This is a genomic window from Stenotrophomonas sp. (assembly GCF_059505245.1).
The window spans coordinates 131,478-157,041 of record NZ_JCACKF010000002.1 but is presented as its reverse complement, the minus strand read 5'-3'; the positions used below and the strand labels follow the sequence as shown (position 1 = coordinate 157,041).

The window sequence follows — 25,564 nt, the reverse complement described above, 5'->3', positions numbered from 1 at the left end:
ATCCCCACCGCCATCGGCGCTGTACCACCGCGCAATGGCGTATGCGGCAGCGCGATGCAAGAATTTCGCACGTCGAAATCACGCCATCGAATCCTGCGGCAGATGATCGTCTTCCTCTGCTGACCGGCGCGCACCGCGCCGTCGCTCTCTCAACCCAATCGCACCGCCAGCCAGGGCGCCGACACCGGCGCTGCAACGCGCTGGGCGTGCGCCTGCGCGGCTCTCTCCCTGCACCCTGGATCTACTGCCATGAACACCCCACCCACGACGCGCCTCGCCCTGGCCATCATCGCGGCCACCACTGCACCTGCCTACGCCGCAGACACGCACGACGCCGCGCTCGACACACCCACCACGCTCAACGCCCTGCAGGTCATCGCCACGCCGCGCGGCGCGGCCGTGGCACCGACCCAGGTGGTCGGTCCCAACCGCTACATCATCAAGGCCGAAGACCTCGACGCGATGGTCACCGGCAACAACGGCCTGGCCATGCTGAAGCAGGTGCCGGGCGCGAGCTATACCGCCACCGATGGGCTGGGCCTGGATATCTCCGCCACCAGCCTGTTCGTGCGCGGCTTCCGCATGAACGAAATGGGCATCACCTTCGAAGGCGTGCCGCTGAACGACAACGGCTTCCTTTCGCTCACCGGCACCAGCGTGGTGAACGTGGGCGTGCCCGATGGCATCGGCGCGATCACGGTCAGCCCCGGTGGCGCACCGGTCAGCGTGTTCTCCAGCAGCGTCAACGGCGGCAGCCTGGAATACCGCCTGCGCGACCTGCAGGACACGCCCAGCCTGCGCGTGAAGCAGGGCGTGGGCAGCAACAGCACGCTGGTCACCACCGTATCCGGGCAGACCGGCCAGCTCGGTGAGCATGGCCCGAAAGTGCTGGTCGACCTGCAGCGCGTGTCCGCCGACAAGTACCAGGGCGAGGGCACGCAGAACTTCCTGCGCGGCGACCTGAAGCTGCAGCAGGACGTCGCCTGGGGCGATGTCACCGTGTTCCTGTCCGACAGCAAGGCCAAGGTCTGGGGTTACAACAACATTTCCTTCGACATGATCAGCAAGCTGGGCTGGAAGGCCGACATCTTCTACCCGGACTACGCCTGGGCGTACTACGTGGCCTCGCCGGAGAACGCAGACAAATCCTGCGGCGCCTATACCTGTGGTGAACTGTCCGGGCTTATTCCCTACGACACCGGCCAGAGCACGCGTGACCGCGTGTCCTCGATCAACCACCGCTTCCAGATCAGTCCGGCGCTGAGCGGCAACGTGCAGCTGTACAACGCCAACAGCCACACCCAGGCCACGCTGACCGACCCGAACGTGCCGTCGCCCAACGGCGCGCCGTTCTCCGAACAGGTGCAGACCCCGCGCCTCAACCGGCTGGGCGGCATGCTCAATCTGCAGTTCGAGACCGGCGCGCACACCTTCACCGCCGGTTTCTGGCAGGAGAAGAGCAAGGCCGCGGCCAAGACCGAGTGGTACCAGCAGCCGCTGCTGGGCGAGGGCCCGCCGCTGAAGGCCACCGGTCCGTTCGATGTGTACGGCCCCGCGTTCAAGACCGACAACGCATCGAGTTGGGTGACCCGCTCGCGCCAGTTCTACCTGCAGGACGACATCGTGTTGAACGACACGCTGAAGCTGGGCGTTGGTTTCAAGGCCGTGGACTTCCGCACCAGCGGTGGCGGCCTCGGTGATGCCAAGGACCGGCCGGTGAACGGCACGCTGCGCGCGAAGAGCAACTTCCTGCCGCATGTCTCGCTGTTCTGGAGCCCGACCGAATCCACCGATGCCTTCATCGACCTGGCCAATACCATGAACGGCTACCGCGTGGCCCAGCGCGGCAACATCGGCTACACCGCCTCGGCGTGGACCATCACCGACCAGGAGGAGTTCGACCGCGTGGCCGGCACGCTGCGGCCGGAGAAGAACTGGAACCTCACCGTGGGCGCATCGCATCGCTTCGACCGGCTGACGATCACCGGCGATGTGTTCTACAACGACATCCGCAACCGCCTGCTGTCGGCCGCCATCGGTACCCAGTTCGCGCAGATCAACACCGTGCGGCTGATGCCGAAGATGCACATGATCGGCGCTGACCTTGGCATCACCGCCGACCTGAGCGACCACCTGCAGTTCTACCAGGGCGTGGCCGTGGCCCGTTCCTACTACGACAGTGACTTCGTGGTGGGCGACACGGTGTACCCGATCAAGGGCAACGCGCAGCCGGGCTACCCGCAGATCTCGCTGGTCAGCGACCTGTCGGCGCACTTCGGTGACTGGCGTTTGGGGGCCACCAGTACCTCGTACCTGCGCCAGCCCTTCACCTACGAGAACGACATCCGCGTGCCGACGTTCTGGCAGGTCAACACCTATGCCGCCTACCGCTTCGGTGCCGACAGCGCCGTGCCCGGCCTGGAGCTGCGGCTGGACGTGAGCAACCTGTTCAACCGCCACAACATCGGCACCGCCACTATCGCCGGCTCGTCGTTCTCGGGGGATTACCAGACCCTGCAGCGCAGCGCGCCACGGCAGCTGATGTTCAGTACCTCGATGGCGTTCTGAGACGATGAGGGTGGGGTCAGAGCCCTTTGCTGCGCAAAGGGATCCGACCCCGCAGCCACCCCGTGATCGGGGTCAGATCCCTTTGCGCAGCAAAGGGCTCTGACCCCCAAAACCCGCCCGGAAGCCCGCCTTGCGCAAACAACAGGGGTTTTCTGGCAGCGACGCAAGGTTCCCACAATGTTGCTGGGTCATCCTGTTGGCATGGCACAGCACAACCCGCGAACCCCGTTGTTCGGCATCCGGGGCCCAGGACGGCCCCGGCAGGCTCTGTCCGTGGCGCCGGCGATCGATCTGCAGGGCGAGTACCAGTTCTGGCAGGTCTACGAACGCGTGGTCCGCCCGCTGCCCGGCGGTGGGCTGCGCCGGGCCTGGCTGGTGTGCCAGAAGGTGTACCGGGACCGCCTGCGGTTCCCGCATGACACCCGTGAAGCCGCGCTGGCGCGTGTGCTTTTCGGCAGCAACAGCACGCCCGAGCGCGCAGCCGAACTGCAGGACCTCTTCGGCCTTGTCAGCCGCCGCATGGCGTCCGTTGCCGTCCGGCGACAGGCGCCCATCCCGGGAAAGTGAATCACTGGCCAGGAATCGACACGCGTTGATGGCTTTCTCTTGGTCCGCCTGCTTTTGGCCTATTCTGGGGTGGGCTGGTAAAGACGGGAAACGATGGAAATCAGACGATCTGCACGCCTTGTGATCGTTGCTGAGGATGCGGTGCTGCTGTTCCGATATCACGATGAACACCACGCTCCCTTCTGGGCTACACCGGGTGGGGAGCTTCTGCCCGGGGAGGGATATGCGGACGCCGCACGGCGTGAGCTCAGGGAGGAGACCGGATTGGATCTGCCGATAGGCGTGCGGCTGGAAAAGCGCGATGCCGTCTACGCGGTCGCCCGATCAACGCCCGCGCGATGGCTGGAAGAGTATTTTCTGGTCCGCAGCCCCAACCAGCCCGACATCCAGCGTGACGGGTGGACGGAGGAGGAAAATGCCACGATCAGGGCGTGGAAATGGTGGCGCGTAGAAGAGATGAGAGAACAGCCTGCTTCCCTGTTCAAGCCGGAATGGCTGCCGGATCTTTTTGAACGTGTGCCCGCATGACGCGGCCTGATTCTGCCCGCTGCGATTACGTGCTCGCCTTCCCCCGGTCCAGCTGCCGGTAGCCAATGGCCTCGGCCAGATGCGCCGTCTGGATCGTTTCGCAACCCGCCAGATCGGCAATCGTGCGCGCCACCCGCAGAATCCGGTGCATCGCCCGCGCCGACAGCTGCAGGCGCTCGATGGCCTGTTCCAGCATGTCCTGATCTGCCTCGCTCAGTCGGGTACAGGCCCGCAGTGCCGCCGGCGGCAGATGCGCGTTGAGCCCGCCACGCACCTGCTGCTTGGCATGGGCGGCTTCCACCCGTGCACGTACCGCCGCACTGGGCTCCCCCAGCGGCGTGCTCTCCCGCAACTCCACTGCGTCCATACGGGCCACACTGATATGCAGGTCGATACGGTCCAGCAACGGACCAGACACCCGCGCACGGTAACGGTTGATACGCTCGTCGCTGCACAGGCAGCGGTTGCTGCGGTCACCGGCCCAGCCGCAGGGGCAGGGATTCATCGCCGCCACCAGCTGGAACCGCGCCGGATATTGCACGCTGCGTGCCGCGCGGGCGATGCGGATGTGGCCGGATTCCAGCGGCTCGCGCAGGGTCTCCAGCGCGCTGCGGTTCCACTCTGGAAGCTCATCAAGGAAAAGGACACCGTGATGGGCCAGCGAGATCTCACCGGGGCAGGGTGGATTGCCGCCGCCTACCAATGCCGCCGCGCTCGCACTGTGGTGCGGTGCCCGGAAGGGCCGCTGCCGCCATCGTCTGGGGTCCAGCCCTTCGCCACTCACCGAGGCAATCGCGGCCAGCTGCAACGCCTCGGCTTCCTCGGTATCCGGCAACAGGCTGGGCAGGCGCGAAGCCAACAGCGTCTTGCCGCAGCCAGGGCTGCCGATCAGCAGAAGGTGATGACCCCCCGCTGCGGCAACCTCCAACGCGCGCCGTGCATGCGCCTGCCCCCGCACGTCGGCCAGATCCGGAAGCGGCAACGGCGTCGTGTCTACGCGCTCTACTGGCGGCAGCAGGCGTGGGTTCCCCAACCCAGCGCAGCACTCCAGCAACGTACGCGCTACCCGCACATCAGCATGCTCGGCCAACGCAGCCTCAGCGGCATTCCCCGGAGGCACCACCAGAATGCGCCCGGCGTCTGCCGCCGCAATCGCCGCCGGCAGCGCTCCGGCCACCGGCCGCAGCTCGCCAGTCAGCCCCAGCTCGCCCAGGAACTCGTATTGCAGCAGCGACTGCGGATCGACCTGGCCACTCGCGGCAAGAATGCCCAGCGCGATGGCCAGGTCGTAGCGCCCACCTTCCTTGGGCAGGTCGGCAGGCGCGAGGTTGAGCGTGATGCGCCGCTGCGGAAAGTCGAAGCGTGCACAGAGCAGGGCGGCACGCACGCGCTCGCGGGACTCGCGCACGCTGGTCTCGGCCAGGCCGACAATCTGGGTGGCGGGCAGGCCGCCAGAGAGGTGCACTTCCACCCGCACCAGCGGGGCATCGACCCCGGCGCGGGCACGGCTGTGGACCAGCGCCAGGCTCATGTGTGGATTCCTGCAGAAAGACGCCTGATGGTGCGGCAGGTAATCTGCGTGGGACTATCGGGGTTTGCCGGCAATGCGTCTCGGGGTATTTCTGCCTGCAAAGGGTGCAGCGTGCGCATCGAGGGCAAATGATCTGTGCAGCGCGGCTCTGCGATGGCGGTCTCGCAGGTCTTGCGTCAGACAAGGCGTACTACAGGGCAGTGAAGGAAAGGAGCGAGCTGAAATGCAGTGCATTCGAGTACTGATGGCCCTCTCGCTCGCCATGGGCCTGCCGGGGTGCCGGGATGAGGTGGAGAGTTCAACGTATCCCATTGGCCAGACGGGAGAGACGTGCACAGCCTACAAGGGCTTCGAGCGCCAGCCGCCTGAAGTAGTTGTGGCCGAGCTTGCCAAGCGAGGGTTGGATAGCAGCCGTTTGGTGCATAGGACAGTCTGCGGCCCGATCACAAGTTGGGACATTCTCCCCGCAGGGGCGTCGATCGATCGGATACCTCCGCCAGACGCATATGTAAGCGTCCACCTGCTGGAAGACGGCTCGGTTTCCGTCACTACAGACCGCCCCTGACGTTGGCGCCGCCCTTGATGATCGAGCGGCGGGCGAACAGACAAAAGTACGGATGGGCTCGCAGGCGGGGCGAGTGGCACCCAGGTGGGCTGGAAGGGTGACAACGATGCGACCCTGCGTGCTGAGAGCGGCACCAGGACAGCGGCGGAGTAGACATTGAGCTTTCCACATGTCAGGAGTACCCGGGAAATGTACAGATTCAAGGCCGAAGTCGTTTCCATGGAGGAAGATGACTACTGCATCGTAGTTGGCTTGGCCGACAGCTCGACGAATCCGTCTCGTTACGTGGTATTGCAGAACGCGAAGGCGTATGACGACCAGGACGAAGAGTTGGGCATGGCGCACGCCCATATCGAGGTCGGTGGAGGTCTTGAGCCTTGCTATGGCGGTCTGGTGCATATCTCTCTGCGGCGCATGGAGCTTGAGCTGTCTCTCTCCGAAAGTGCACAGAGGAAGCTTGGGATCACTGGTGGGATTGCAGTGACACTGAAAACGTTGGAAAACGGCAGCAAGCTGAAGGCCGCGTTGCGGAAAATCTGTGTTGCGGAGGGTATTCCGCTTGATCTGAACTCGTCTGGACGGGATTGAGTTCATGCTGTGCCGCACTGCCTGCGAGAGGCGGGCTGAGCGGGGACAAGAGGCAGCAGGTCCGGACAGGCGAATGTGTTCTGGCTCATTTTCAAAGCCGGGGGAGTGACATGAAAGCTGACGAATTTGTATCCGCTATCCAGCGCTATGTGCTTGAATCATCCGTGGGTAGTACGATCTCGAACCTGGCGTATCCACCGGGCCGTCGGGTGGCCCCAGACCTGTTGGCACGGTCCGAATGGTTCAGCAGCTTGTCCGCTGTAGAAGCCGACATGTTGCGAGCCGTTGCCGGTGAAGCTGCCCGTTCGGCGGTCTTCGGGTTTCTGGCGGTGCTTGATGGCACCCGTGTCATCGATTCAGAGAAAGGCACCTTCGAGCTTCACCATGTGGGTCGCGAGAAGCGCCTGGCGAATCCGTCTGGCATCGATCTACACGACCTGCTCGAATAGGTGCGGGATGCGCGCGCAGCACTGACATGGAGCGTGGGACTGATGAAACTGAACTTCGTGGCGGACTGCGACTGGGAGTCGCATGTTGGCAGGATAAAAAGTCATTACGTAGAGCGCTCCGCCACATTCGAGTCCAGGAGCTACGGGAACGAAGTGGCTTCTGTGGCATTGCTTTTCGTGTGTCGAGATCCCGAGCTGGATTTCAAGCGAAGAGTGCAGTTTCGGCGAAAGAAGGCGGAGTTCTATACCGATGTGATGCTTGACCTGCCGACCATCGTTCCGCTCTCGATGAAGGAGAAAATGCGGTATGTCTCCCGCGAATTGCTTGAGCAGTTGGCGGAGCAACTGGGCAGGGTGAAGTTCAAGGACTTCGACCATGCAAGGTTTCTGATGGATCTGAAGGTATGGCTGGAGGACATCGATAGCCGTTACAACGGCCAATCGTCGGGTGCATGGCACTATGCCTCGGGCGAGGCGTCCTAGTCGCTCCGGAAGTCACCGATGCTCACTTGCTGGTCAATTTTCTCAACGGAATGAGGGATCCATTGCAGCGCTATCTTTGTGATCTGGATGTAACAGGCAATCTTTCGGCGGGCCGCGATGTCGAGCAGCTGCTCCCCGATCGATATGAGTTGGATCAGCGTGTGATTCGCTTTGTCTCCATTGAGCAGGCCAATCTGAACGCCTGGAGGGTTCGTCTTTGCGAAGTATTTGACAATGGAGCGCCTGGCTTCATCGATGTGTACGAGTTCGAGGCGGTGGATCCGGATCATCCCTTCGGTACCGAGTGGACGTTTGATTCGGTTGACGGCGCCTTGAGGTTCGCGCGGGGCGTGCTGAGGACCAGTCAGGAGCGCTATGTGAACCAAGGACTGATTCAAGACGAGTACAAGGACCGCTATCATCCGGAGTGGTGATACGCCTCTGGAACGAGTGGGCTATCCGCACATGAGTCAAGAATGCTCTGTGATCATTCTTTCAGATGGATGGACGAAGTTGTCATGAAGACACGCAGATTCATTTTGATTGCGCTGGGTATGTTGCCTGCAGCTGCAGGCTTTCCCGCAGGAAGTCCACGTGTGGACTTTGTATCGAAAGCCTTCCGCGATGGAAGTTTCATCCCGCATGTCTACAGCGAGCGGGATTTCCTGCGCCGCTATGGTGATGGCGAGATGGTCGTGGACGCGGCAGGGCTGATACGGCGTAGATACCTGGATCCCACTACCCGATTGGAGGTGCTGATCACCTCCAACCCTGACGTGGCTCCGCAGTTCCGAACCATTGATGAGATCCGCGTTTCATCGATCAGCGCGGCGCAACCCACTGCAGGTAGAACCGAGAGCCTGCGCGGCATGAAGCTGAAAGGCGTTGCGATGGGTGATCCGGCGTCCGAGGCCATCGGCACAGCACGCAGATATGGCCAGGGGAAGACAGAGCAGGCAACGCTGGGGGACTTCGATGTCGAGCGCACCTGTGGGTTCTCGGAAGGTGGATCGAGCATTTGCTTCTACGTTCGGGATGGGAAAGTGGTTGCGATGGCGCTGGGGTTTGGCCCCTGACCAGTTGCTGTGCCGCATGCGGTGCAGGCACAGCGCAACCGTGAGCGTCAGCCTACGAGGGCACTTCAGCGCTGAGGTAGTTGGTGGAAGCGGCCTGGCGGTTGGCTGGCGCCCCAAGCAGACACCGCTGCTCATCCAGCACCAACCCATTGAAGCGCCCAAACCGTGCCTCAACCCACGAAGGCCCCGCGCTTTCCACCAGCAACCGCCCCGGGCTCTGGTGCAGATCCAGCCAACGCTCGAAGCTGATGCGCAGCCGTTCGATATCCGGCGCCCGCCACCGTGCATCGGCGGGCATGCGGATCAGCACGCGCGAGGGCGCGTTCTCCACCTCCATAACCAGCACGCCCTTGCAGCGGATCTCGAAGGACATTACCCCGGCATAGCGCGCGTGCAGTTCAAAACCCTCGTGGGCCTTCGCGGTCACGAAGCCGAGTGCATCACTGTGCAGCAGGCGGTAATCGGCCGGCCGTAGCTTCTGGTAGGCCCAGACCTGATCGCCCGCTGGCTCGGGCCACTCCACCCACATCGCGCCGATCACCGCGATGCACACCACCGCAGCGGCAAGGCCGTGCTTCTTCATTCGTCACCCCGTGCATAGGTAGAAAGCTCCACGCCATAAGCGCGCTCAGTCCTTGGGTCGCATCCGCTCGTGGATGAAGGCGGTCAGCGCCAGATCGGCCATCACCAGCCCCTCCATCACCCGGTCGCCCACGTACTGCTCAGGCTCGCCGTTCTGGCGCGTGCGCTCGGCCGCCAGCAGGATCTCCTGCACGATGCGCTGGCCGGCGAGTGCGCAGTCGGCGTCGGACAACGCCATCTGCCGGCTACGCAGGTGATGGCGCTCAGGCCACGGCTGGCCATCGGCCGCAGCGCCCGCGCCGATGGCGTGCAGGATGGCGATGAGGCTGTTGGGATCCAGGGCCGGGGCGGCCGAGGGCGCTTCCTGGATCGGGCGCGGGGGCGGGGAGTGCGGCGTGGTCATGACGGGCTCCGTGCATGCAGGCAGAAGCCGCCACCGATAAAGGTGGCGGACAGGGCGTGGCTCGAAAACCGGTTGCTAGACAAAGCCGGCGGGCACGAGGCCCCCACGCCCCGCCCGCCATAGCCGGCAGACGGATTGCCAGCCGGCACCACGCGCGGTGGTGCCGGCTGGCAAGCGCAAACTCACGTCTAGCAATCCGGGTTTTCGAGTCCCGACCACCGATGTACGGTGGCGCAGTAACGATTACCTGCTGTTGTGCGGAATGCCAAGGGGGTGGGGTCAATGCCGCCATATCCCGAGACGCTTTTGGCATTGTCGCATAGGCGGGCGTACTGCGAGAAACCTTGGGGGACAAGGGATCTAGTGCTTATGGGGTTTCGTCGACCGGTTCTTCCGGTGGAAAGCTCGGGACATGGCAAGTGCGACACCGTTCGTCTAGCGACATTGGCGGGACGCCCACAAGGTGAGCCAGAAGGTGCTGTCTACTTGCGAACATCAGATGCGGGCCGGTGCAACGTCAGCTTTTGGTGGCATACGTACAGTGGCATCACTTTGAAATGCTCGTCTGAGCTTCGTGCCTGCTAACGGCAAGATGCCATGAATGTTCCAAACTTTTTCAAGCCGTCACCAAAAATTAGTTTGCCCGAATCGGAACGGATTCGATGTTCCGTAGGCACGTGATGCCAAAGCGGTTGACACACGGTAGTGGGCTGGCCTGTAGTCCACTACCGCATCCCCAACCGAAGCACGCACCGTTCTCAGCCCCCTTACCCTTTGAACTGGTAGCCAAATTCTTGAACTGGTAGCCTAATTCCACCCGTACGTAGCTAGGGACGAAGCCCTAGATTTGTCCAAGAGGGGCGGCACAGTGGCATACGACTACCCAGCTAAGTCCAAGGAAATTCAGCTTCGTCTGATGTCTCTGGGGCTAATGCCGAATCATATGATGATGATCGGTGCATTTGTCACGGTCTACGGACTCTTTGAAACCACATTGGAGCGAGCGCTCTGGAGCTTGAGCGGTGAGAGCATTGAAGGCAAGCGTCCCTTTACAGAGAGGATGAATGCCAGCCAGCAGTTTGAGATGCTGGGCAACGGCAGTTCGATGATCAGTGAGCGTTGCAATGCCGTTCTGGCGGTTGCGGGGCATGCGGCCCGGGACCTCCATGAGTATCGAAACAGTCTGATCCATGGCTATCTGGTGAGCTATGGGCCTGGGACGCCCCCATCCTTCCTGAAGAACCCGCACTGGTATGGTGCCTCAGGCAGGAGTAAGCCTCACGGCGACGCGTCGATTGACGAGCCTTATCAAGAACTGGTTCTGGTAGCGGCTTGGAGTCTGTTTGCGTTGGTTCTAAGTCTCTCGAAGGGGTTACAGGAGCCGGACCTTGAGCAAACAATCTTGGATATGGAGGTTGACATCAAGCGAGCAAGAGACTTTGCCGGTGAGGTGCGTCACCGCGTGGCGTTGGCCAATCACGAGAAGTACTAGAGATAGCTCTTCTCTGCCGCATTGCGCAGGAATCAGTAAATCTCCAATTGGGATCGCGTCCTGCACCCAATCGTTAATGAGGACCTTTTGCTCACCTCTAGTTCGGTGTGGGATGTCGTGGAGGAATTTTGGTCAGATGGCGAGCAGCCCATAACCGGCCTATTATTCTCCCTCGACTATGGACTAGGGCGGCGGACCGCCGCCATCAGAACAAGGAGAGATGAGGGTGTACTTGGCAAAGCTGGCGATCTCAAACTTCCGCAAGATCAATAATGCGGAGCTTCACTTTCAAAGTGGGCTGAATGTTGTGGTGGGCGCGAATAACGCAGGTAAGACAGCCATTGTCGATGCCCTTAGATCGCTTCTTGCTGGCCATGATGAGCCATATCCAAGGCTGGACTGGGACGATATACACCGACCTAAGACGGGCACGCCTAGCGGCGAAATTGTGTTCAAGTACGTGTTCAGGGGCTTAAGCCCGGATGACGAGGCCGACTTCATGGCCGCTTTGCAGCCGATGAAGGATGGGACGCTGGAAGCCCACATTACCATCCGCTTCTCGGACCCAGACAAGGTTGGCCGGCTAAGGGTCAAGCGCTGGTGTGGTGAGAACGAGGATGTTGGCCTCACTGCGGACATGATGGAGAATCTGCGCGGGGTCTACCTGCAACCGCTGCGAGACGCTTCCCAGAGCCTTAGGCCGAGCCGCAACAGCCAGCTGTCTCGACTATTCCAGCTGCTGGTCGATGACGATGGAAAAAGCGATATCAACGAAGCACTGAAGAAGCTGGACGAAGAGCTGAGAAAGCAGGATCCCATCACCAAGACGCATAAGGCCATTTCCGGCCGTCATTTGGAAATGCTTGGCCCTCAGCTAGCTCAGGCTCTGGACATAGGAATTAGTGCTAGCGACTTCCAGCGTCTGGCCGCACGGCTTTCCCTGACCGTAGATTTGTTCGATATCGAGCAGAATGGCTTGGGATTCAATAATCTTATCTTCATGGCCGTCGTTCTCAGCGAACTGACGAAGAATCCTGAGGCCAGCTATCGCGGGTTAATCATTGAAGAGCCGGAGGCGCACTTGCATCCGCAGCTCCAAGCCGTTCTGCTCAGCTACTTTGAAACCATCAAGTCCGTCGGCGGTGAGAAGCCAGTTCAGCTATTTGTTACCAGCCACTCACCCAACTTTGCCAGTATTGCTCATCTAGACAGCCTGACCTGCCTAGTCGATACAGGCGTAAGCGTGGAGACCTTCTTCCCCCGAGACATCACGTTCGCGCCGGGAAAGCGGGAGAAGCTTGAGCGGTACCTTGACGTTACCAGAGCTGAACTCTTCTTCGCTCGCCGGGCAATTTTGGTTGAAGGTGCAGCGGAGCTTGTTCTCGTTAGCGTGCTCGCCGAGAAGTGTGATAGCAAGTTGCGTGAGCACGGAGTAAGCCTGATCAGTGTGGAGGGTCTGAACTTCGACTCGTTCCTCCCATTGTTCGGCGAGAAGGCCCTGAAGATTCCGGTTTCCGTTTTGACAGATGCGGACCCTGCCGGGCTGGTGGAGGAGGACGAGTGTGACACGGGCTCGTCAGAATCTGAGGAGGATGATGCAGCTGATGAGGACGGTGGAACCTCGGAACCTAGCGGAGGTGACCAACCTGCAAAAGCTACGAAGAAGAAAGCTACGCCCGTCTATCCAGCGCTTGGAGATGTGGTCACGTTATCAGCCAACACTAAGAAAATGCTTCTGTCGGAGGACTCCTATCTTCGGGTGTTCCATGGTCTGAAGACACTTGAGTACGACCTGGCGCTATACGAAAACAACCGCAAATGCATGCTCGTTGCGTTGAAGGAGTTGCACCCCAAGATCGCCAAGGACCTAGAGCAAAAGCTAGAAGTGTGCACGAGCGATTCAGACAAGGCGCGCGTACTGTTCAGGGGAATGTTTGAGCGAAAGAATGGCAACGTCCAGAAGGGCCGCTTCGCGCAGGCTCTAGCACAGATCATTGCCAAGGATGCGAGTTTCACAGTCCCTGACTACATCAAGTCCGCAGTTGCGCATGTATGCAAGCCGGTGCAGAGGGGCGCTTCCGAATGAGTGCCGGAAGTCCGTCCATTCAGCAGGCCAGCATCATTGATGCCCCGCTGTCCCCAATGTCCGTGATTGCATGCGCCGGCAGCGGAAAGACCTTCACAGCGGTTCGTAGGCTCGCGCAAATGCGCCGAACCTTAGGAGAGCATCGTGGACGGGTTGCCCTTTTGTCGTTCTCGAACATTGCCGTAGATACTTTTAGGCGCGAGTATGCGGCCATCGCCAATGGTCCGCTAAGGATTCCGGGCCACCAACGCGTTGAGATTGATACGCTCGATGGGTTTATCACAACCAATGTCTTGCGCCCTCATGCATATCGAACCATGGGATGCAACACGACGCCCTTCATCTTGTCAGGCCACGAAGCATTCCTTAGTTCGGCGAAGTATCAGTTCTGGGCTGAGCCAAAGGATGGGCGTAAGTATCCTGTTAGCGGAAGTGATCTCCACAACGTAGGCGTATATTTCGCCGGTGATGAATTGCAGTTCCGTCTAAGGTCTTCAGGCGGGCTGACGCACATCAGCGCTGGTGTGGAAGCATTTTTAAACCTTGGAAAGATTGGTGCATGTACGTATGAATTGGCACGTCTTTGGAGCTATTACACACTCGACGAACAGAGGGACGTTCTGAGGGTGTTGGCGAATCGATATCCACACATTTTGATCGATGAGGCTCAGGACATTGGCTTCCTTCACCAAAAGATCATTGAGCAGATGATCGAGGCAGGGTCTCAGGTCTCGCTCATCGGCGATCCCAATCAGGGTATATATGAGTTCATGGGGGCCACGGGCTCATTTTTGAGCGAATACCATCTCGCTTCGGGCGTTAAAGCTGCAGCGCTGACCCGTAACTATCGCTCTGTACCGGCTGTGCTGGATCTTGCCAACGCACTCTCTTTACGTACGGATGATCCGGACAGATCAGCCCCCAACTCGCTTCATGGTGCGTACTTCGTGCCATACAAAACAGCAAATAGAAGGGGGGTACTAACCGCCTTCCAGACGAGACTGGTATCGGCCGGGCTCGATCCTGCTCGTTCGGCGGTGCTGTGCCGCTCCCGAAAGTCTGTCAACGAGCTCGTAGGCAATGATGGTGCACCTGGTGCTGGAACAGTCAAGATATTTGCTCAAGCGGCGATCCTGAGGGATCTTCACTCCGACTTTGTCGGTGCCTTCAAAGAGGTGGTCAGGGCGGTAATCGGATTGACAGAAAATGCTGACAGACGCCTTGCAGCACAGCTTACCCAACCGACGAAGTATCCAGAACAGCGAACGCTGCGTCGTTTGCTATGGGCTTTCACTCGCAATCCTTCGGACGGCTTGCCTGGTGCATCGCTTCGGGCGGACAGCGAGTGGCAACCGGAGTTGGTGAAACGAGTGAGATTGCTGATGGAGCGCTTGAGAACAGAACACGGGCTAACCCACGACGCGCGCTCCCTTGGGGCAAGGCTCTCAAAGAGAGGCCTCACGAACGATGTCTTGATCGGCCCGCCAGATCTTGTAGATGATGAGCCTTTGCGCGTTAGGATCGACACCGTGCACCAGGTGAAGGGAGAGAGTTTGGATGCCGTGCTATACCTTGCCACCAAGGCGCACGTTACCGCGCTTCTTGACGGTGTCTCCACAGAGGATGGGCGAATCGGATACGTTGCCATTACTCGTGCTAAGGACTTGTTTTGGTTGGGGGTCCCAGACAGTGCTCTTAAGGTGCTTCGCGCCAAACTTCTGGAAATAGGCTTCAAAGACGCCACTTCCTCTGTGCCCTAAGTGGGTCGATACCGGCGAACAAGCAATTGGACACACGCATGCAGGTGATCGTGATCTCTTAGTACCTTTCGAGTGCCAACGTACTCCACCTGCTTCCCGTCATTCCCTGGGTGAGCGTGCGGCCTCCCAACTGAGAGGAATTCGGGCGTAAACCTAAGCCAAAAGTCGGTTGAGGTCATGGTGCTTCTTCGAACACCGGGCCTCTACACCGAGTGGGAGCTCAATTGATTACCTCCGTTCCTGGCCGAAAGCGGACATCGTTCGACGACCTGCTGCATTGATCTTCCGTCAGCCAAAGCACGAGTCTCTCTTTCCCTCAGTTGATAATCTCCCCACTCCCCGAAGCAACAAACGCCTTCAACTGCCGAACGAACTCCGCGTCGTGGAGCTCCCACTCCACAATCTCCCCAACCACCCGCAACGGCTGCGCACTCCGATACGACCGCGTCGGGTTCCCGGGAAACTTCTTGTTGGTCACATTCGGATCGTCTTCAAACGGCCCGGTCGGCTCCACCACATACACGCGCGGTCGCCCTTCACCGCGGGCCATCTCCGCAGCCAACCCGGCGCCCTTGGCAATCGTGGTGAAGTAGATGTGGTTCATCACCACGCTGTCGCGATAGTTGGAGCGGAAGCCCGCGCTCAGCAAGTCGCCCACGGCCAGGTCAGCGCGGGTGCCGTGATAGAACGGCCCAGCCACCTGGTCGCAGGTGTCATGCGAAACGGGTGTCCAGTCGGTGTCCTGTGCCATTGCTGCTGCCCCTCTCTGTGCTGCCGGATCGACAGGCCGGCGAGTCTAGGGCGCCCGGTGGGCCTTGCTGCAAGGCCCCATCCGGGAAATAATCTGTAAACGGGAGGCGCAGTGCGCCTCCTTTTTTCATTCTGCGGCGCCGCGCCCTTCCAGCTCGCGCACGGCGGTTTCCAGCGCGTCCAGCTTCTGGCGGGTCTTCAGCAGCACGGCGCGCTGCACTTCGAACTCCTCGCGGGTGACCAGGTCGAGCTTGGCCAGGCCGGCCTGCAGCGCGCTCTTGAAGGTGGCCTGCAGTTCCTCGCGCGATTCGCGCAGGCCCGGCGGCACCAGGTCGCTGAGGCGACGGGCGAGGTCATCGATTTGATTCAGGTCGATCATGTGGTGCTCCGTGGGGGTGGGCCCGTGCATCCGGCGCGGGCAGGCCGTTCGGGCACAAGGATACTGCCGGCACCCACTGCCCGGACAGGCGGCAGCGGCTTCGCACGGGCCGTGTTCAGGCGCTATCCTCCACGCCGGAAGACAGGAGATAGACGATGAAGATGGTCATGGCGGTGATCAAGCCGTTCAAGCTCGACGACGTGCGCGAAGCGCTGGCCGAGCGTGGGGTCACCGGGATCACGGTGACGGAAGTGAAGGGCTTTGGTCGCCAGAAGGGCCACACCGAGCTGTACCGTGGCGCGGAGTATGTGGTCGATTTCCTGCCGAAGGTGAAGCTGGAAGTGGCGGTGACCGATGACCAGGTGGAGGCGGTGGTTGAGGCCATCGTGAAGGCCGCCGGCACCGGCAAGATTGGTGACGGCAAGGTGTTCGTGTACGACCTGGGCAGCGTGGTGCGTATCCGTACCGGCGAGTTGGACGCGGACGCGTTGTAACCCGCTCGGCGGGATGTTGTAGAGCCGAGCCCATGCTCGGCTGCATTTCGCGCGATGCAGGAACAGCAGCCGAGCGCGGGCTCGGCTCTACAAAGAGCGGTAAAGCGGTCGAGCGAGCTCGACCCCTACCGGCGCTTGGCCCACTTGTAGAACCGCTTCCAGCCCTGACGCACCGCGGCGACCCAGCCCGGGTCGGCCACCAGCGCGGCCTGCGCGGCGCTCGGCGCCTGGCCGGTCACGCGCTGGCGGATCTTCAGCAGGTTCTTCATGTCGCTGCGGCGCATCTGCCGGCTCAGCGGGCCGCGGCGCAGCCAGCGGGGTACGCGCCAGGCGGAGGTGAAATCCAGTAGCACCGGCACGCCGCCACTGACCACCACGTTGGTGCCATGCAGGTCGTTGTGGGTGATGCCGGCGGCATGCAGGCGGCTGAGCGCGTGTTGCAGCTGCTCGAACACTTCATTGCCCACGGCCTGCGCGGTGCTCAGGGTCTGGCCCGGGATGAACTCCATACCCAGTGCCAGGCCACCGAGGGTGCCGAGCAGCGCGGGGGCATGCTTCCAGCCGCCGAGGCGCTGCAGCATGCGGGCCTCGCGGCGCACCATCAGTCGCGCGATCAGCGAAACGGGAGTGCCGCGGTAGCGGGAGTAGTCCTTGATGACCGCCTCGCGCCCGTCCAGGCAGGTGCGGTAGACATCGGGGGCCAGGAAGCGCTCGCCGCGCTTGAGCAGCAGCGGGGAGGCGGCATCATTGCCGCAGGAGGAGGGGGGAAGAGCAGGAAGATGCATGTCGGGGTCTCGGACGACCCGGTGGGTGGCGCAAAGCGTCAAGCGAACCGGTGTTACAGGGAGTTACTAAGTTTTCGTTAATTTTAGTACTCGCCAGTTCGCTATTCCACGATTTGTCGGAGAAATGTCGGGGTCGTGGCTGGAACAGTTCGTCACGCAGAATCGGACAATTCCGTCTCACTTATAAGGGTTGCCCTGCTGGATCAATGAGTTGGGCGCGCTTCCAGCCCATTCATCGGCGGCGCGCTGAACGCCACGCACGTCCGGCTTGACCCCGGCGCACGCCCTGCCGACCATAAGCTGTTAACCCGCGACATCGGCGGCCGCCCCCCTCCGGCACGTCCCCGTCCCCTGCCGCGTTCCGAACCGGTGCTGGCCGCCTGGCCGTGCATCGCCCCGTTTCCCGTTCCGGCCGCGGCTGGAGGAAAGTGCTTTGATCATCAAAATCGTCATTGCAGCGCTGTTCGTGGCCTGCGTGCTGTACATCCACTTCCGTGGCAAGGTCCGCGCGCGCTGGTCGCGCCAGCTGCTGGACCACTCCAGTTTCATGGCCCCGATCAACGTGGTCATGTACATGTTCTCGAAGGTGCCGACCACGCCGTTCCTGGACCCGGGCAAAGAGTTCCCGCAGCTGGAGCCGCTGCGCCAGAACTGGCAGATGATCCGCGACGAGGCGCTGGCGCTGCGCGACGCGCAGAAGATCGCTGCCTCCAGCACGTTCAACGATGCCGGCTTCAATTCGTTCTTCCGTCGTGGCTGGAAGCGCTTCTACCTGAAGTGGTACGGCCCGTCGCACCCGTCCGCGAAGACGCTGTGCCCGAAGACCACGGCGCTGATCGAGTCGATCCCGGACGTGCGTGCGGCGATGTTCGCGCAGCTGCCACCGGGCAGTGAGCTGCGCCCGCACCGCGACCCGTTCGCTGGCTCGCTGCGCCTGCACCTGGGCCTGAGCACGCCCAACGACGATGCCTGCTACATCGAAGTGGACGGCATCAAGAAGAGCTGGCGCGACGGCGAGTGGATGATGTTCGACGAGACCTACATCCACCATGCGCACAACGAGACGCAGCAGGACCGGGTGATCCTGTTCTGCGACATCGCCCGCCCGCTGCGCTTCGGCCTGCCGGGCCTGTTCAACCGCGCGGTGGCGGCCACGCTGCTGGCCGGTGGTGCATCGCCGAACCTGCCGGGTGACCCGACCGGTGGCGTCAACAAGGCGTTCGGCAGTGTCTACAAGGTGCGCCTGAAGGCCAAGGCACTGCGCGAGCGCAGCGTGGTGGCCTACCAGCTGATCAAGTGGGGCCTGGTGGTGGCGGTGATTGCGGGCATCTGGGCGCTTTGACTGTAGAGCCGAGCCCATGCTCGGCTGGGTTTACCGCAACCTGTCCGAAGAGCAGCCGAGCGTGGGCTCGGCTCTACAGAAAGCAGAAAACCCGCGCTGTCGCCAGCGCGGGTTTTTGTTTGGATCAACCCTTCAATGCCGCCTGTACGAACGGCGGGGTCACCAGTACGCCGGTGTGCAGCGCGGCGGTGTAGTACAGGGTGTTGAAGGTCTTGGCGGCCGAGTCGGCCTGGCGGAAGTCGAAGCTGCTGTCGCCCTTGCGCGCCATGGTCACGCTCCACCAGCCGGTGGGGTAGCACGGCTGCGGGAACGGCAGGGTCTTGAACGAACCGAAGCCGGCCTTGCCCATCTCGGTGCGCATTTCGTTGATCAGGTCCAGCTGCATCAGCGGCGATTCGGACTGCTGCACCAGGATGCCGTCGTCCTTCAGGGCCTTGAAGCAGCTCTCGTAGAAGGCCTTGTTGAACAGGCCTTCGCCGGGGCCGACCGGGTCGGTCGAATCGACGATCACCACGTCCACGCTGCCGGCCGGGCAGTTGGCCATGTAGGCCACGCCGTCGTCGAACAGCAGCTCGGCGCGGGCGTCGTCGTTGGAGTCGCACAGTTCCGGGAAGTGCTTGCGCGCCATCACGGTGACCTGCTCGTCGATGTCGCACTGGGTCACGCTCTCCACGCCCTTGTGCTTGAGCACTTCGCGCAGGGTGCCGCAGTCGCCGCCACCGATGATCACCACGCGCTTGGGTGCGGCATGGGTGAACAGCACCGGGTGGCTGATCATCTCGTGGTAGAAGAAGTTGTCCTTGCTGGTCAGCATGATGGCCCCGTCGATGGTCATCAGGTTGCCCCAGTCGGTGGTCTGGAAGATCTCGATCTTCTGGAACGGCGACTGCACCTCGTCCAGCTTGCCGGTGATGCGGTAGCCGATGGCCGAGCCGGTGCGCTCGAAGTGTTCGATGTACCAGTTGTTGCTGTCAGTCATTGGAAAACAGTCCTGTTCGGAGGGGTGGAGCCGGGCTGGCGGGCGGGGCCGCGTGGCACAGATGCCACATCCGGACGGATCGGCCCGTTCAGGTTGGAACCTGTCACGGGCGCGGGCGCGCATGATAACGAACCTGTGGGCATATAGGCGTTATCATGCCCCCCCTTTTATTGCCAACAAGGCCGACTGAAATGACCGATTGGTCCCTCGACCAAGCCCGCAAGACCTACTCGATCCCGCATTGGGCGGACGGTTACTTCGACGTGGATCAGGCCGGGCACATGGTGGTGAGACCGACCGGGGCGGACGGCCCGGTGGTATCGCTGCCCAAGGTGGTGGACGCTGCGCGCGCGGCCGGTGCCAAGCTGCCGCTGCTGGTGCGCTTCCCGGACATCCTCGGCCAGCGCCTGGGCAAGCTGCAGGCGGCCTTCGCCCAGGCCCAGCAGGACTGGGAGTACAGCGGCGGTTACACCGCCGTGTACCCGATCAAGGTCAACCAGACCCGCGGCGTGGCCGGCACCCTGGCCAGCCACCACGGCGAAGGCTTCGGCCTGGAAGCGGGCAGCAAGCCCGAGCTGATGGCCGTGCTGGCGCTGTCCCGCCCGGGTGGCCTGATCGTCTGCAACGGGTACAAGGACCGCGAGTACATCCGCCTGGCCCTGATCGGCCGCAAGCTGGGCCTGCAGACCTTCATCGTCATCGAGAAGCCGTCCGAGCTGAAGCTGGTGCTGGAAGAGTCCAAGGCGCTGGACGTGAAGCCGGGCCTGGGCGTGCGCATGCGCCTGGCCTCGCTGGGCGCCGGCAAGTGGCAGAACAGCGGTGGCGACAAGGCCAAGTTCGGCCTGTCGCCGCGCCAGCTGCTGGACCTGTGGAAGTCGCTGCGTGACACCGAGTACGCCGACTGCCTGAACCTGCTGCACTTCCACATGGGCTCGCAGATCTCCAACGTGCGCGACATCGCCAACGGCATGCGCGAAGCCACCCGCTACTTCGTGGAGCTGTCGCGCCTGGGCGCGAAGATCACCCACGTCGACGTGGGTGGTGGCCTGGGCGTGGATTACGAAGGCACCCGTTCGCGCAGCTTCTGCTCGATCAACTACGGCCTGCATTCCTACGCCAGCAACATCGTGCAGCCGCTGGCCAATGCCTGCGAAGAGTTCGGCCTCACCCCGCCGCGCATCGTCACCGAGTGCGGTCGCGCGATGACGGCACACCACGCGGTGCTGATCGCCAACGTCTCGGAAGTGGAAGAGGCGCAGGAAGGCCGCGTGCCGGACCAGCACGACGACGAGCCGGCGGCGATCCGCCACCTGCGCGAGATCCACGACGAACTGGACGTGCGCCCGGCGGTGGAACTGTTCCAGGAAGCGCAGCATTTCCATGCCGAAGGCCTGGCCAGCTACGCGCTGGGCCAGATCGACCTGCCGCAGCGTGCACGCATCGACGACCTGTTCTACGCCATCGCCCATGGCGTGCGTGCGCGCCTGAGCTACGACGAGAAGAGCCATCGCCCGGTGCTGGACGAACTGAACGAGCGCCTGGTCGACAAGTACTTCGTCAACTTCAGCGTGTTCGAATCGATCCCGGACGTGTGGGCGATCGACCAGGTGTTCCCGATCGTGCCGATCGAGCGCCTGGATGAAACCCCGGACCGCCGCGGCATCATCGCCGACATGACCTGCGACTCGGACGGCATGGTGGAAACCTATGTCGAGAACGAGAGCCTGGACAGCTCGCTGCCGCTGCACAAGATGAGGCCGGGCGAGAGCTATCGCATCGGCTTCTTCATGGTCGGCGCCTACCAGGAAATCCTGGGCGACATCCACAACCTGTTCGGCGATACCGACGCGGTGGAAGTGCTGGCCGATGCCGATGGCTACGCCATCACCCAGCAGCGCCGCGGCGATACCACCGACGTGATGCTGGACTACGTGGGTTACCGCCTGGACGAACTGCGTGCGACCTATGCGCAGCGCGTGGCCGAGGCGCAGCTGTCGCCGGAACGCGCGCAGGAGCTGTCGGACGCGCTGGAAGCCGGCCTGACCGGTTACACCTACCTGTCCGACGAACCGCTGGTGTGATGGACGGCGCCGGGTTTGCCCGGCGCCACCGTTGCCGATGAGCGCGCGCGCGATCTTCCACCTGTTCCTGCATGCCGCCGTGCCAGCCCTGCTGGCATGGCTGTTCTGGCGCAAGCGCTTTGCCTCGGCGTGGCTGCTGATGCTGCTGGGCTGGATCATCGACCTGGACCATCTGCTGGCCGACCCGATCTATGCACCGAACCGCTGCAGCATCGGGTTCCACCCGCTGCACACCGCACCGGCCATCGCGGTCTATGCGGGGCTGTGCGTGCCGAAGAAAACGCGGTTGTTCGGTATCGGTCTGATCATCCACATCGTGCTGGACGCGATTGATTGCTGGTGGATGCATCACCGTTGATGCTTGGTGCGTGTCGACCAAGGTCGACACCTACCGGGGCACGATGACGGACGGAACTGACGGACTGCTTTGGTGGATGCCGACCTTGGTCGGCGCTTTTGATGCGTGTCGACCAAGGTCGACACCTACCGGGGGGGCGGGTGAACCGGTAGCGCCGGGCGGCGCCCGGCGAGCGCAGCGGTGCTTCACGCCACCGGCAACCACAACGTCGCACGCAGGCCCGGCTGCGCATTTTCCAGCGCCACGCGCCCGCCATAGCTGGCAGCGATATCGCCCACGATCGCCAGGCCCAACCCGCTGCTGCCTTCGCGCTCGTCCAGCCGCACACCACGCTGGGTGACCCGTTCCAGCGCGTCTGCGGCCAGGCCGGGGCCATCGTCGCGCACTTCGATGCGTAGTTGCCCTTCGCTGGTTTCCGCTTCGACAGTGACCTGCTGTTGCGCCCAGCGCCCGGCGTTGTCCAGCAGGTTGCCCAGCATCTCCTCCAGATCCGCACTGGCGCCGGCGAACTGCAGCGCCGGATCGATGCCTGCCGCCGTGAACGCGATGCCACGTTCGCCATGCACGCGTGCCATCAGCCGGCACATCGCCTGTGCGACGGCCGCCACGTCGGTGCGCTGGCGATGGTCGGCAGCCAGTCCTGCAGCCAGGTAACGGTCAACACTGGCCTGCATGCGCGCACTCTGCTCGCGCACGGTGGCACGCCAATGCGTGCCGTCGCTGTCAGCTTCGGTGGCCAATACGCTCAGTGGAGTCTTCAGCGCGTGCGCCAGATCCTGTGCACTGGTGCGCGCACGCGCGACCATGCGTTGCTGGTGGTCCAGCAGCGCGTTGAGTTCTTCACCCAGCGGTGCGACCTCCGCGCCCAGTCCCTGTGTGTCGATGCGCTGCGCATCGCCGCGACGTACCCGTTCCAGCTGCGCACCGAGGCGATGCAGCGGGCGCAGGCCGAAGTGCACCTGGCTGGCCAGCACCGCCAGCCACGCCGCGACCAGCACGCCCAGTGCGATGGCGGTGCGCTTGCGGAACGCGGCAACATCGGCATCCAGCGCGCTGCGGTCGGTGGCGACCACGGCCACGAACGGTTCGCTGGCGCGTGGCAGGCGCACCTGCTGCACGCGTGCACGCAGGAATTGTTGCAGCGGCCCGGGCAGATTGCGCGTGGCCGGCCCGGCGGCCTTCGCCGGCAGGGTTTCATCCCACAGCGAGCGCGACTGCAGCAGCACGCGGCCATCGGCACCGGCGATCTGCCAATAGGCACCGGAAAACACGCGCTGGAAGCGCGCATCATTGGGTTCCTGGCGCAGGCGCAACTGCCCGTCCGGGTCCACTTCGGCCTGTGCCAGCAGGGTCAGCATGTCCTGCTGCAGTTCGTGGTCGAGGCGGTCGCGCGCGCTGCGCTTGAACAGCTCGCCCAGCAGCGCGCTGGCCAGCAGCGAGACCAGCAGCAGCCCGACGCCGCCGGCCAGCAGCAGGCGCCGCCGCAGCGACGGTTGCCGGTTCATGGCTCGGCCAGCCGCCAGCCCTGGCCGCGCACGGTCTGGATCAGGTCGATGCCGAGCTTGCGGCGCACGCGTCCGAGCAGCACGTCCAGTGCGTTGGAGTCCGGGTCGTGGCCGCCGTCGAACACCTGTTCGCCCAGCCGGTCGCGGCTGATCACCTGTCCGCTGTGGTGGATGAAGTAGCTGAGCAGGCGGAATTCCTGCGGACTCAGTGGCAGCGCCTGTCCATCCAGCTCGAAGCGGCCGGCATTGACGTCCAGCTGCAGCGGGCCGCAGTGCAGGCGCGGGCTGGCGTGGCCATGGCTGCGGCGGATCAGGGCGCGCAGGCGCAGCACCAGCTCATCGGCCTGGAACGGTTTGGTCAGGTAATCGTCGGCGCCGGCATCGAAGCCGGCCAGCTTGTCGTGCCAGCGCCCGCGCGCGGTCAGCACCAGCACCGGAAACCCCCGGCCGTTGCCGCGCCAGCGCTCGATCACGCTCAGTCCATCCAGCCCGGGCAGGCCGAGGTCGACGATGGCGGCCTGCAGGTCTTCGATCTGGCCGATTTCTTCGGCCTGGCGACCGTCGGCGACCACCGCCACCACATAGCCGGCCTGTTCCAGCAGGGGCACCAGGCGCTGTGCCAGTGCGGCATCGTCTTCGGCCAACAGGATGCGCATCAGTCGTCGAGCTCCGTCTTCAGCAGCTTTCCGCTGCGCGCATCATAGTCCAGCTCCACCACTACGCCGTCGCCGCGCAGGATCTCCACTTCGTAGACGCCGTCGTCCAGCTCCACTTCCAGCAGCTGGCCCGGGTAGCGTTTGAGCGCATCGCGCACCACGCTCTCCAGCGGCACGTAGCGGCCCTGCTGCACGGCGCGACGCGCGACCTGCTGCGCCGGGTCCTGCAGGGGCGCGGCGGCGGTCGGGGCGTTGGCCAGGGCCAGCAGCAGGGGCAGGGTGGCGAGCATGCGGGTAAGGAAAGAGAGAGGGGTACAGGCGCGAGTGTGGCGGGGATGACTAACAGCCGGCTAACAGCCACGGCTAAGGCGCTGTTAACCGGGCCATGCATCGTGGCGTTGCCGGGATGGTCCGGCCACGAACAGGAGAACCCCCATGTTGAAGTCGCTCACCCTCGCCACTGTTGCCCTGCTTGCCGTCGCGCCGGCCGTACAGGCCGCGCCGCTGGGCATGGCCCAGGTTGAACAGACCCTGCGCAAGGCCGGCTACACCCAGATCCACGAGATCGAACGCGATGATGGCCTGTGGGAGGCTGACGTGAGCCGCGCCGATGGCCGCTTCAGCGAGGTCTACGTGGACCCGAAGACCGGCGAGATCTTCGATGAGCACAGCGGCCGCGCGCTGCTGACTACCGAGCAGGTGCTGGCACGGGCGCAGTCGCATGGCCTGCGCGAGATCCATTCGCTGGAACGCGATGGTGCTACCTGGTCGCTGGAAGCCCGCAATGCCCGCAACCAGAAGGTAGAGGTGCGCCTGAGCGGCTATGACGGCCGCATCCTGCACAGCGAGCGCGATGGCTGGCTGGATTGATGCGTGTGCGGGTAGGTGCCGGCCGCTGGCCGGCACGGAATGCAGAGCGTGTCGACCAAGGTCGACACCCACCGGCACATGCAAGGTCGACACCTACCAAGTGTACGCAGCGGTAGTGGCCGACCTTGGTCGGCCCAGGCCTGGCGCGGGGCTTACCAGCCGTACGGCGGCGGGTAATCCCAGCCAGGCCCGCGGCCGTAGTAGCCGCCATACGGGCCGAAGAAGCCCGGGCCCTTGCCCTCACTCACGTGGATGTTGAGGTTGACCCCGTGGGTCTTGCCTTCATCGGTGGTGTAGTTCTTGCTCAGGTTCAGCGTGGCCGCGTTGTAGTGGCTGTTGCCGCCGTTCTTCGAATAGCCGATGCCGGTGGTGAAGCTGCCGGACACCTTGACCTTGTCGTCGGTCACGTCGGCGATCTTCGCATCGTCGTGCACGCGCGGGCCGCTCTTGTCACCGTAATAGGTGCCGGGCGGGTCCTGCTGCAGGGCCGGGTCGTTGAGGTAGCGCATCGGCGCCTGCGGCAGCGTCAAGTCCAGGCCGGCAGCCTGCGGCGCAGTGGCGCCAGCGGCGGACTGGGCCAGCACGGTTCCCGGCAGGGCCAGGCACAGCAGCAGGGTCAGGGGGCGGATCATGACGGCGCTCCAGCGGACAGGTGGCCACGCAACACGCGGCGGTACAGGCCGACGC

At 63.0% G+C, this 25,564-nt stretch carries 27 protein-coding genes; 16 read left to right on the top strand and 11 right to left on the bottom strand.

Translation table 11 applies throughout. From position 1 onward, the window contains the following. Positions 1-249 precede the first annotated feature (249 nt). The 3 genes from AC5JLE_RS01735 to AC5JLE_RS01725 all read left to right on the top strand — a co-directional run bounded on the left by AC5JLE_RS01735 (position 250) and on the right by AC5JLE_RS01725 (position 3,663). Complete coding sequence (locus AC5JLE_RS01735) at positions 250-2,568, top strand: TonB-dependent receptor (RefSeq protein ID WP_496064955.1); 2,319 nt, start codon at positions 250-252, stop codon at positions 2,566-2,568. 177 nt (positions 2,569-2,745) lie between these two features. Continuing rightward, positions 2,746-3,135: a hypothetical protein gene (locus AC5JLE_RS01730; protein WP_049408008.1), complete on the top strand. Its 390-nt coding sequence runs from the start codon at positions 2,746-2,748 to the stop codon at positions 3,133-3,135. A gap of 93 nt (positions 3,136-3,228) precedes the next feature. After that, positions 3,229-3,663 (top strand): NUDIX hydrolase, encoded by a 435-nt coding sequence (locus tag AC5JLE_RS01725; protein WP_032958800.1) that lies wholly within the window; start codon positions 3,229-3,231, stop codon positions 3,661-3,663. Positions 3,664-3,688: 25 nt separating this feature from the next. Here the strand turns inward: AC5JLE_RS01725 and AC5JLE_RS01720 are convergent, their stop codons facing one another. After that, the gene (locus tag AC5JLE_RS01720) at positions 3,689-5,194 is read right to left on the bottom strand and encodes a YifB family Mg chelatase-like AAA ATPase (protein ID WP_014648717.1); all 1,506 of its coding nucleotides are present in this window, start codon (positions 5,192-5,194) and stop codon (positions 3,689-3,691) included. Between the two features lie 754 nt (positions 5,195-5,948). Here AC5JLE_RS01720 and AC5JLE_RS01715 point away from each other — a divergent pair. The 5 genes from AC5JLE_RS01715 (at position 5,949) to AC5JLE_RS01695 (ending at position 8,355) form a co-directional block, all read left to right on the top strand. Then, positions 5,949-6,347, top strand: coding sequence for an Imm10 family immunity protein (locus AC5JLE_RS01715; RefSeq protein ID WP_496064954.1), 399 nt, complete (start codon positions 5,949-5,951; stop codon positions 6,345-6,347). Positions 6,348-6,457: 110 nt separating this feature from the next. Beyond that, entirely contained in the window at positions 6,458-6,796 is a 339-nt protein-coding gene (locus tag AC5JLE_RS01710; protein ID WP_496064953.1) for a hypothetical protein, read from the top strand. Between the two features lie 42 nt (positions 6,797-6,838). Further along, positions 6,839-7,279: an Imm44 family immunity protein gene (locus tag AC5JLE_RS01705; protein WP_049441965.1), complete on the top strand. Its 441-nt coding sequence runs from the start codon at positions 6,839-6,841 to the stop codon at positions 7,277-7,279. Between the two features lie 26 nt (positions 7,280-7,305). After that, positions 7,306-7,713: a hypothetical protein gene (locus AC5JLE_RS01700; RefSeq protein WP_496064952.1), complete on the top strand. Its 408-nt coding sequence runs from the start codon at positions 7,306-7,308 to the stop codon at positions 7,711-7,713. A 69-nt stretch (positions 7,714-7,782) separates the two neighbouring features. Then, complete coding sequence (locus tag AC5JLE_RS01695) at positions 7,783-8,355, top strand: hypothetical protein (protein ID WP_496064951.1); 573 nt, start codon at positions 7,783-7,785, stop codon at positions 8,353-8,355. Positions 8,356-8,407: 52 nt separating this feature from the next. Here the strand turns inward: AC5JLE_RS01695 and AC5JLE_RS01690 are convergent, their stop codons facing one another. Then, positions 8,408-8,938: a cold-shock protein gene (locus tag AC5JLE_RS01690; RefSeq protein WP_496064950.1), complete on the bottom strand. Its 531-nt coding sequence runs from the start codon at positions 8,936-8,938 to the stop codon at positions 8,408-8,410. 45 nt (positions 8,939-8,983) lie between these two features. After that, complete coding sequence (locus AC5JLE_RS01685; protein ID WP_496064949.1) at positions 8,984-9,340, bottom strand: hypothetical protein; 357 nt, start codon at positions 9,338-9,340, stop codon at positions 8,984-8,986. A gap of 868 nt (positions 9,341-10,208) precedes the next feature. On the opposite strand from AC5JLE_RS01685, the gene AC5JLE_RS01680 reads away from it, so the two are divergent. The 3 genes from AC5JLE_RS01680 to AC5JLE_RS01670 all read left to right on the top strand — a co-directional run bounded on the left by AC5JLE_RS01680 (position 10,209) and on the right by AC5JLE_RS01670 (position 14,678). Then, positions 10,209-10,832, top strand: coding sequence for a hypothetical protein (locus AC5JLE_RS01680; protein WP_496064948.1), 624 nt, complete (start codon positions 10,209-10,211; stop codon positions 10,830-10,832). A gap of 220 nt (positions 10,833-11,052) precedes the next feature. After that, positions 11,053-12,918 (top strand): ATP-dependent nuclease, encoded by a 1,866-nt coding sequence (locus AC5JLE_RS01675; protein WP_496064947.1) that lies wholly within the window; start codon positions 11,053-11,055, stop codon positions 12,916-12,918. After that, the gene (locus AC5JLE_RS01670; RefSeq protein ID WP_496064946.1) at positions 12,915-14,678 is read left to right on the top strand and encodes a UvrD-helicase domain-containing protein; all 1,764 of its coding nucleotides are present in this window, start codon (positions 12,915-12,917) and stop codon (positions 14,676-14,678) included. The genes AC5JLE_RS01675 and AC5JLE_RS01670 overlap by 4 nt, the downstream gene beginning before the upstream one ends. Before the next feature lie 316 nt (positions 14,679-14,994). Here the strand turns inward: AC5JLE_RS01670 and arr are convergent, their stop codons facing one another. Next, complete coding sequence (gene arr / locus AC5JLE_RS01665) at positions 14,995-15,429, bottom strand: NAD(+)--rifampin ADP-ribosyltransferase (protein WP_496064945.1); 435 nt, start codon at positions 15,427-15,429, stop codon at positions 14,995-14,997. A gap of 126 nt (positions 15,430-15,555) precedes the next feature. Further along, positions 15,556-15,807: a ubiquinone biosynthesis accessory factor UbiK gene (ubiK, locus tag AC5JLE_RS01660; RefSeq protein WP_005419983.1), complete on the bottom strand. Its 252-nt coding sequence runs from the start codon at positions 15,805-15,807 to the stop codon at positions 15,556-15,558. A gap of 155 nt (positions 15,808-15,962) precedes the next feature. Here ubiK and AC5JLE_RS01655 point away from each other — a divergent pair, with 155 nt between their 5' ends. Beyond that, entirely contained in the window at positions 15,963-16,301 is a 339-nt protein-coding gene (locus AC5JLE_RS01655) for a P-II family nitrogen regulator (RefSeq protein WP_005411374.1), read from the top strand. 125 nt (positions 16,302-16,426) lie between these two features. Here AC5JLE_RS01655 and AC5JLE_RS01650 read toward each other — a convergent pair whose 3' ends face one another. After that, positions 16,427-17,086: an RIO1 family regulatory kinase/ATPase domain-containing protein gene (locus AC5JLE_RS01650; RefSeq protein WP_049406658.1), complete on the bottom strand. Its 660-nt coding sequence runs from the start codon at positions 17,084-17,086 to the stop codon at positions 16,427-16,429. Positions 17,087-17,522: 436 nt separating this feature from the next. Here AC5JLE_RS01650 and AC5JLE_RS01645 point away from each other — a divergent pair, with 436 nt between their 5' ends. Beyond that, positions 17,523-18,428, top strand: a complete 906-nt coding sequence (locus AC5JLE_RS01645; RefSeq protein ID WP_032954620.1) for an aspartyl/asparaginyl beta-hydroxylase domain-containing protein — start codon at positions 17,523-17,525, stop codon at positions 18,426-18,428. Between the two features lie 124 nt (positions 18,429-18,552). On the opposite strand, the gene speE is transcribed toward AC5JLE_RS01645, so the two are convergent. After that, positions 18,553-19,407, bottom strand: a complete 855-nt coding sequence (speE, locus tag AC5JLE_RS01640) for a polyamine aminopropyltransferase (protein ID WP_008268330.1) — start codon at positions 19,405-19,407, stop codon at positions 18,553-18,555. Between the two features lie 191 nt (positions 19,408-19,598). Between speE and speA the strand changes: the two genes are divergently transcribed. Both speA and AC5JLE_RS01630 read left to right on the top strand, forming a co-directional pair. Further along, a complete protein-coding gene (speA, locus tag AC5JLE_RS01635) occupies positions 19,599-21,488 on the top strand; it encodes an arginine decarboxylase (RefSeq protein ID WP_169411305.1) in 1,890 nt (629 codons plus the stop codon). Between the two features lie 37 nt (positions 21,489-21,525). Beyond that, complete coding sequence (locus tag AC5JLE_RS01630; RefSeq protein ID WP_005411369.1) at positions 21,526-21,846, top strand: DUF6122 family protein; 321 nt, start codon at positions 21,526-21,528, stop codon at positions 21,844-21,846. A 185-nt stretch (positions 21,847-22,031) separates the two neighbouring features. Here AC5JLE_RS01630 and AC5JLE_RS01625 read toward each other — a convergent pair whose 3' ends face one another. The 3 genes from AC5JLE_RS01625 to AC5JLE_RS01615 are packed head-to-tail and all read right to left on the bottom strand — an operon-like array spanning position 22,032 to position 24,297. Next, the gene (locus AC5JLE_RS01625) at positions 22,032-23,351 is read right to left on the bottom strand and encodes a sensor histidine kinase (RefSeq protein ID WP_496064944.1); all 1,320 of its coding nucleotides are present in this window, start codon (positions 23,349-23,351) and stop codon (positions 22,032-22,034) included. After that, complete coding sequence (locus AC5JLE_RS01620; protein ID WP_046432919.1) at positions 23,348-24,007, bottom strand: response regulator transcription factor; 660 nt, start codon at positions 24,005-24,007, stop codon at positions 23,348-23,350. Before AC5JLE_RS01620 ends, AC5JLE_RS01625 begins: the two co-directional genes overlap by 4 nt. Beyond that, a complete protein-coding gene (locus AC5JLE_RS01615) occupies positions 24,007-24,297 on the bottom strand; it encodes a PepSY domain-containing protein (protein WP_049403791.1) in 291 nt (96 codons plus the stop codon). The genes AC5JLE_RS01620 and AC5JLE_RS01615 overlap by 1 nt, the downstream gene beginning before the upstream one ends. Before the next feature lie 145 nt (positions 24,298-24,442). On the opposite strand from AC5JLE_RS01615, the gene AC5JLE_RS01610 reads away from it, so the two are divergent. Continuing rightward, positions 24,443-24,877 carry a PepSY domain-containing protein gene (locus AC5JLE_RS01610; protein WP_065178854.1) on the top strand — a complete coding sequence of 145 codons (435 nt, stop codon included), beginning with the start codon at positions 24,443-24,445 and terminating at the stop codon, positions 24,875-24,877. A 152-nt stretch (positions 24,878-25,029) separates the two neighbouring features. Here AC5JLE_RS01610 and AC5JLE_RS01605 read toward each other — a convergent pair whose 3' ends face one another. Further along, on the bottom strand, positions 25,030-25,509 hold the full coding sequence (locus AC5JLE_RS01605) for a hypothetical protein (protein ID WP_014038776.1): 480 nt from the start codon (positions 25,507-25,509) through the stop codon (positions 25,030-25,032). Positions 25,510-25,564 lie beyond the last annotated feature (55 nt).

What these genes read in the sequence shown, in the direction of transcription:
- AC5JLE_RS01735 (WP_496064955.1), top strand. Translation starts at nt 250, where the DNA reads ATGAACACCCCACCCACGACGCGCCTCGCCCTGGCCATCATCGCGGCC.
- AC5JLE_RS01730 (WP_049408008.1), top strand. Translation starts at nt 2,746, where the DNA reads ATGTTGCTGGGTCATCCTGTTGGCATGGCACAGCACAACCCGCGAACC.
- AC5JLE_RS01725 (WP_032958800.1), top strand. Translation starts at nt 3,229, where the DNA reads ATGGAAATCAGACGATCTGCACGCCTTGTGATCGTTGCTGAGGATGCG.
- AC5JLE_RS01720 (WP_014648717.1), bottom strand. Translation starts at nt 5,194, where the DNA reads ATGAGCCTGGCGCTGGTCCACAGCCGTGCCCGCGCCGGGGTCGATGCC.
- AC5JLE_RS01715 (WP_496064954.1), top strand. Translation starts at nt 5,949, where the DNA reads ATGTACAGATTCAAGGCCGAAGTCGTTTCCATGGAGGAAGATGACTAC.
- AC5JLE_RS01710 (WP_496064953.1), top strand. Translation starts at nt 6,458, where the DNA reads ATGAAAGCTGACGAATTTGTATCCGCTATCCAGCGCTATGTGCTTGAA.
- AC5JLE_RS01705 (WP_049441965.1), top strand. Translation starts at nt 6,839, where the DNA reads ATGAAACTGAACTTCGTGGCGGACTGCGACTGGGAGTCGCATGTTGGC.
- AC5JLE_RS01695 (WP_496064951.1), top strand. Translation starts at nt 7,783, where the DNA reads ATGGACGAAGTTGTCATGAAGACACGCAGATTCATTTTGATTGCGCTG.
- AC5JLE_RS01690 (WP_496064950.1), bottom strand. Translation starts at nt 8,938, where the DNA reads ATGAAGAAGCACGGCCTTGCCGCTGCGGTGGTGTGCATCGCGGTGATC.
- AC5JLE_RS01685 (WP_496064949.1), bottom strand. Translation starts at nt 9,340, where the DNA reads ATGACCACGCCGCACTCCCCGCCCCCGCGCCCGATCCAGGAAGCGCCC.
- AC5JLE_RS01675 (WP_496064947.1), top strand. Translation starts at nt 11,053, where the DNA reads ATGAGGGTGTACTTGGCAAAGCTGGCGATCTCAAACTTCCGCAAGATC.
- AC5JLE_RS01670 (WP_496064946.1), top strand. Translation starts at nt 12,915, where the DNA reads ATGAGTGCCGGAAGTCCGTCCATTCAGCAGGCCAGCATCATTGATGCC.
- arr (WP_496064945.1), bottom strand. Translation starts at nt 15,429, where the DNA reads ATGGCACAGGACACCGACTGGACACCCGTTTCGCATGACACCTGCGAC.
- ubiK (WP_005419983.1), bottom strand. Translation starts at nt 15,807, where the DNA reads ATGATCGACCTGAATCAAATCGATGACCTCGCCCGTCGCCTCAGCGAC.
- AC5JLE_RS01655 (WP_005411374.1), top strand. Translation starts at nt 15,963, where the DNA reads ATGAAGATGGTCATGGCGGTGATCAAGCCGTTCAAGCTCGACGACGTG.
- AC5JLE_RS01650 (WP_049406658.1), bottom strand. Translation starts at nt 17,086, where the DNA reads ATGCATCTTCCTGCTCTTCCCCCCTCCTCCTGCGGCAATGATGCCGCC.
- speE (WP_008268330.1), bottom strand. Translation starts at nt 19,407, where the DNA reads ATGACTGACAGCAACAACTGGTACATCGAACACTTCGAGCGCACCGGC.
- speA (WP_169411305.1), top strand. Translation starts at nt 19,599, where the DNA reads ATGACCGATTGGTCCCTCGACCAAGCCCGCAAGACCTACTCGATCCCG.
- AC5JLE_RS01630 (WP_005411369.1), top strand. Translation starts at nt 21,526, where the DNA reads ATGAGCGCGCGCGCGATCTTCCACCTGTTCCTGCATGCCGCCGTGCCA.
- AC5JLE_RS01625 (WP_496064944.1), bottom strand. Translation starts at nt 23,351, where the DNA reads ATGAACCGGCAACCGTCGCTGCGGCGGCGCCTGCTGCTGGCCGGCGGC.
- AC5JLE_RS01620 (WP_046432919.1), bottom strand. Translation starts at nt 24,007, where the DNA reads ATGCGCATCCTGTTGGCCGAAGACGATGCCGCACTGGCACAGCGCCTG.
- AC5JLE_RS01615 (WP_049403791.1), bottom strand. Translation starts at nt 24,297, where the DNA reads ATGCTCGCCACCCTGCCCCTGCTGCTGGCCCTGGCCAACGCCCCGACC.
- AC5JLE_RS01610 (WP_065178854.1), top strand. Translation starts at nt 24,443, where the DNA reads ATGTTGAAGTCGCTCACCCTCGCCACTGTTGCCCTGCTTGCCGTCGCG.
- AC5JLE_RS01605 (WP_014038776.1), bottom strand. Translation starts at nt 25,509, where the DNA reads ATGATCCGCCCCCTGACCCTGCTGCTGTGCCTGGCCCTGCCGGGAACC.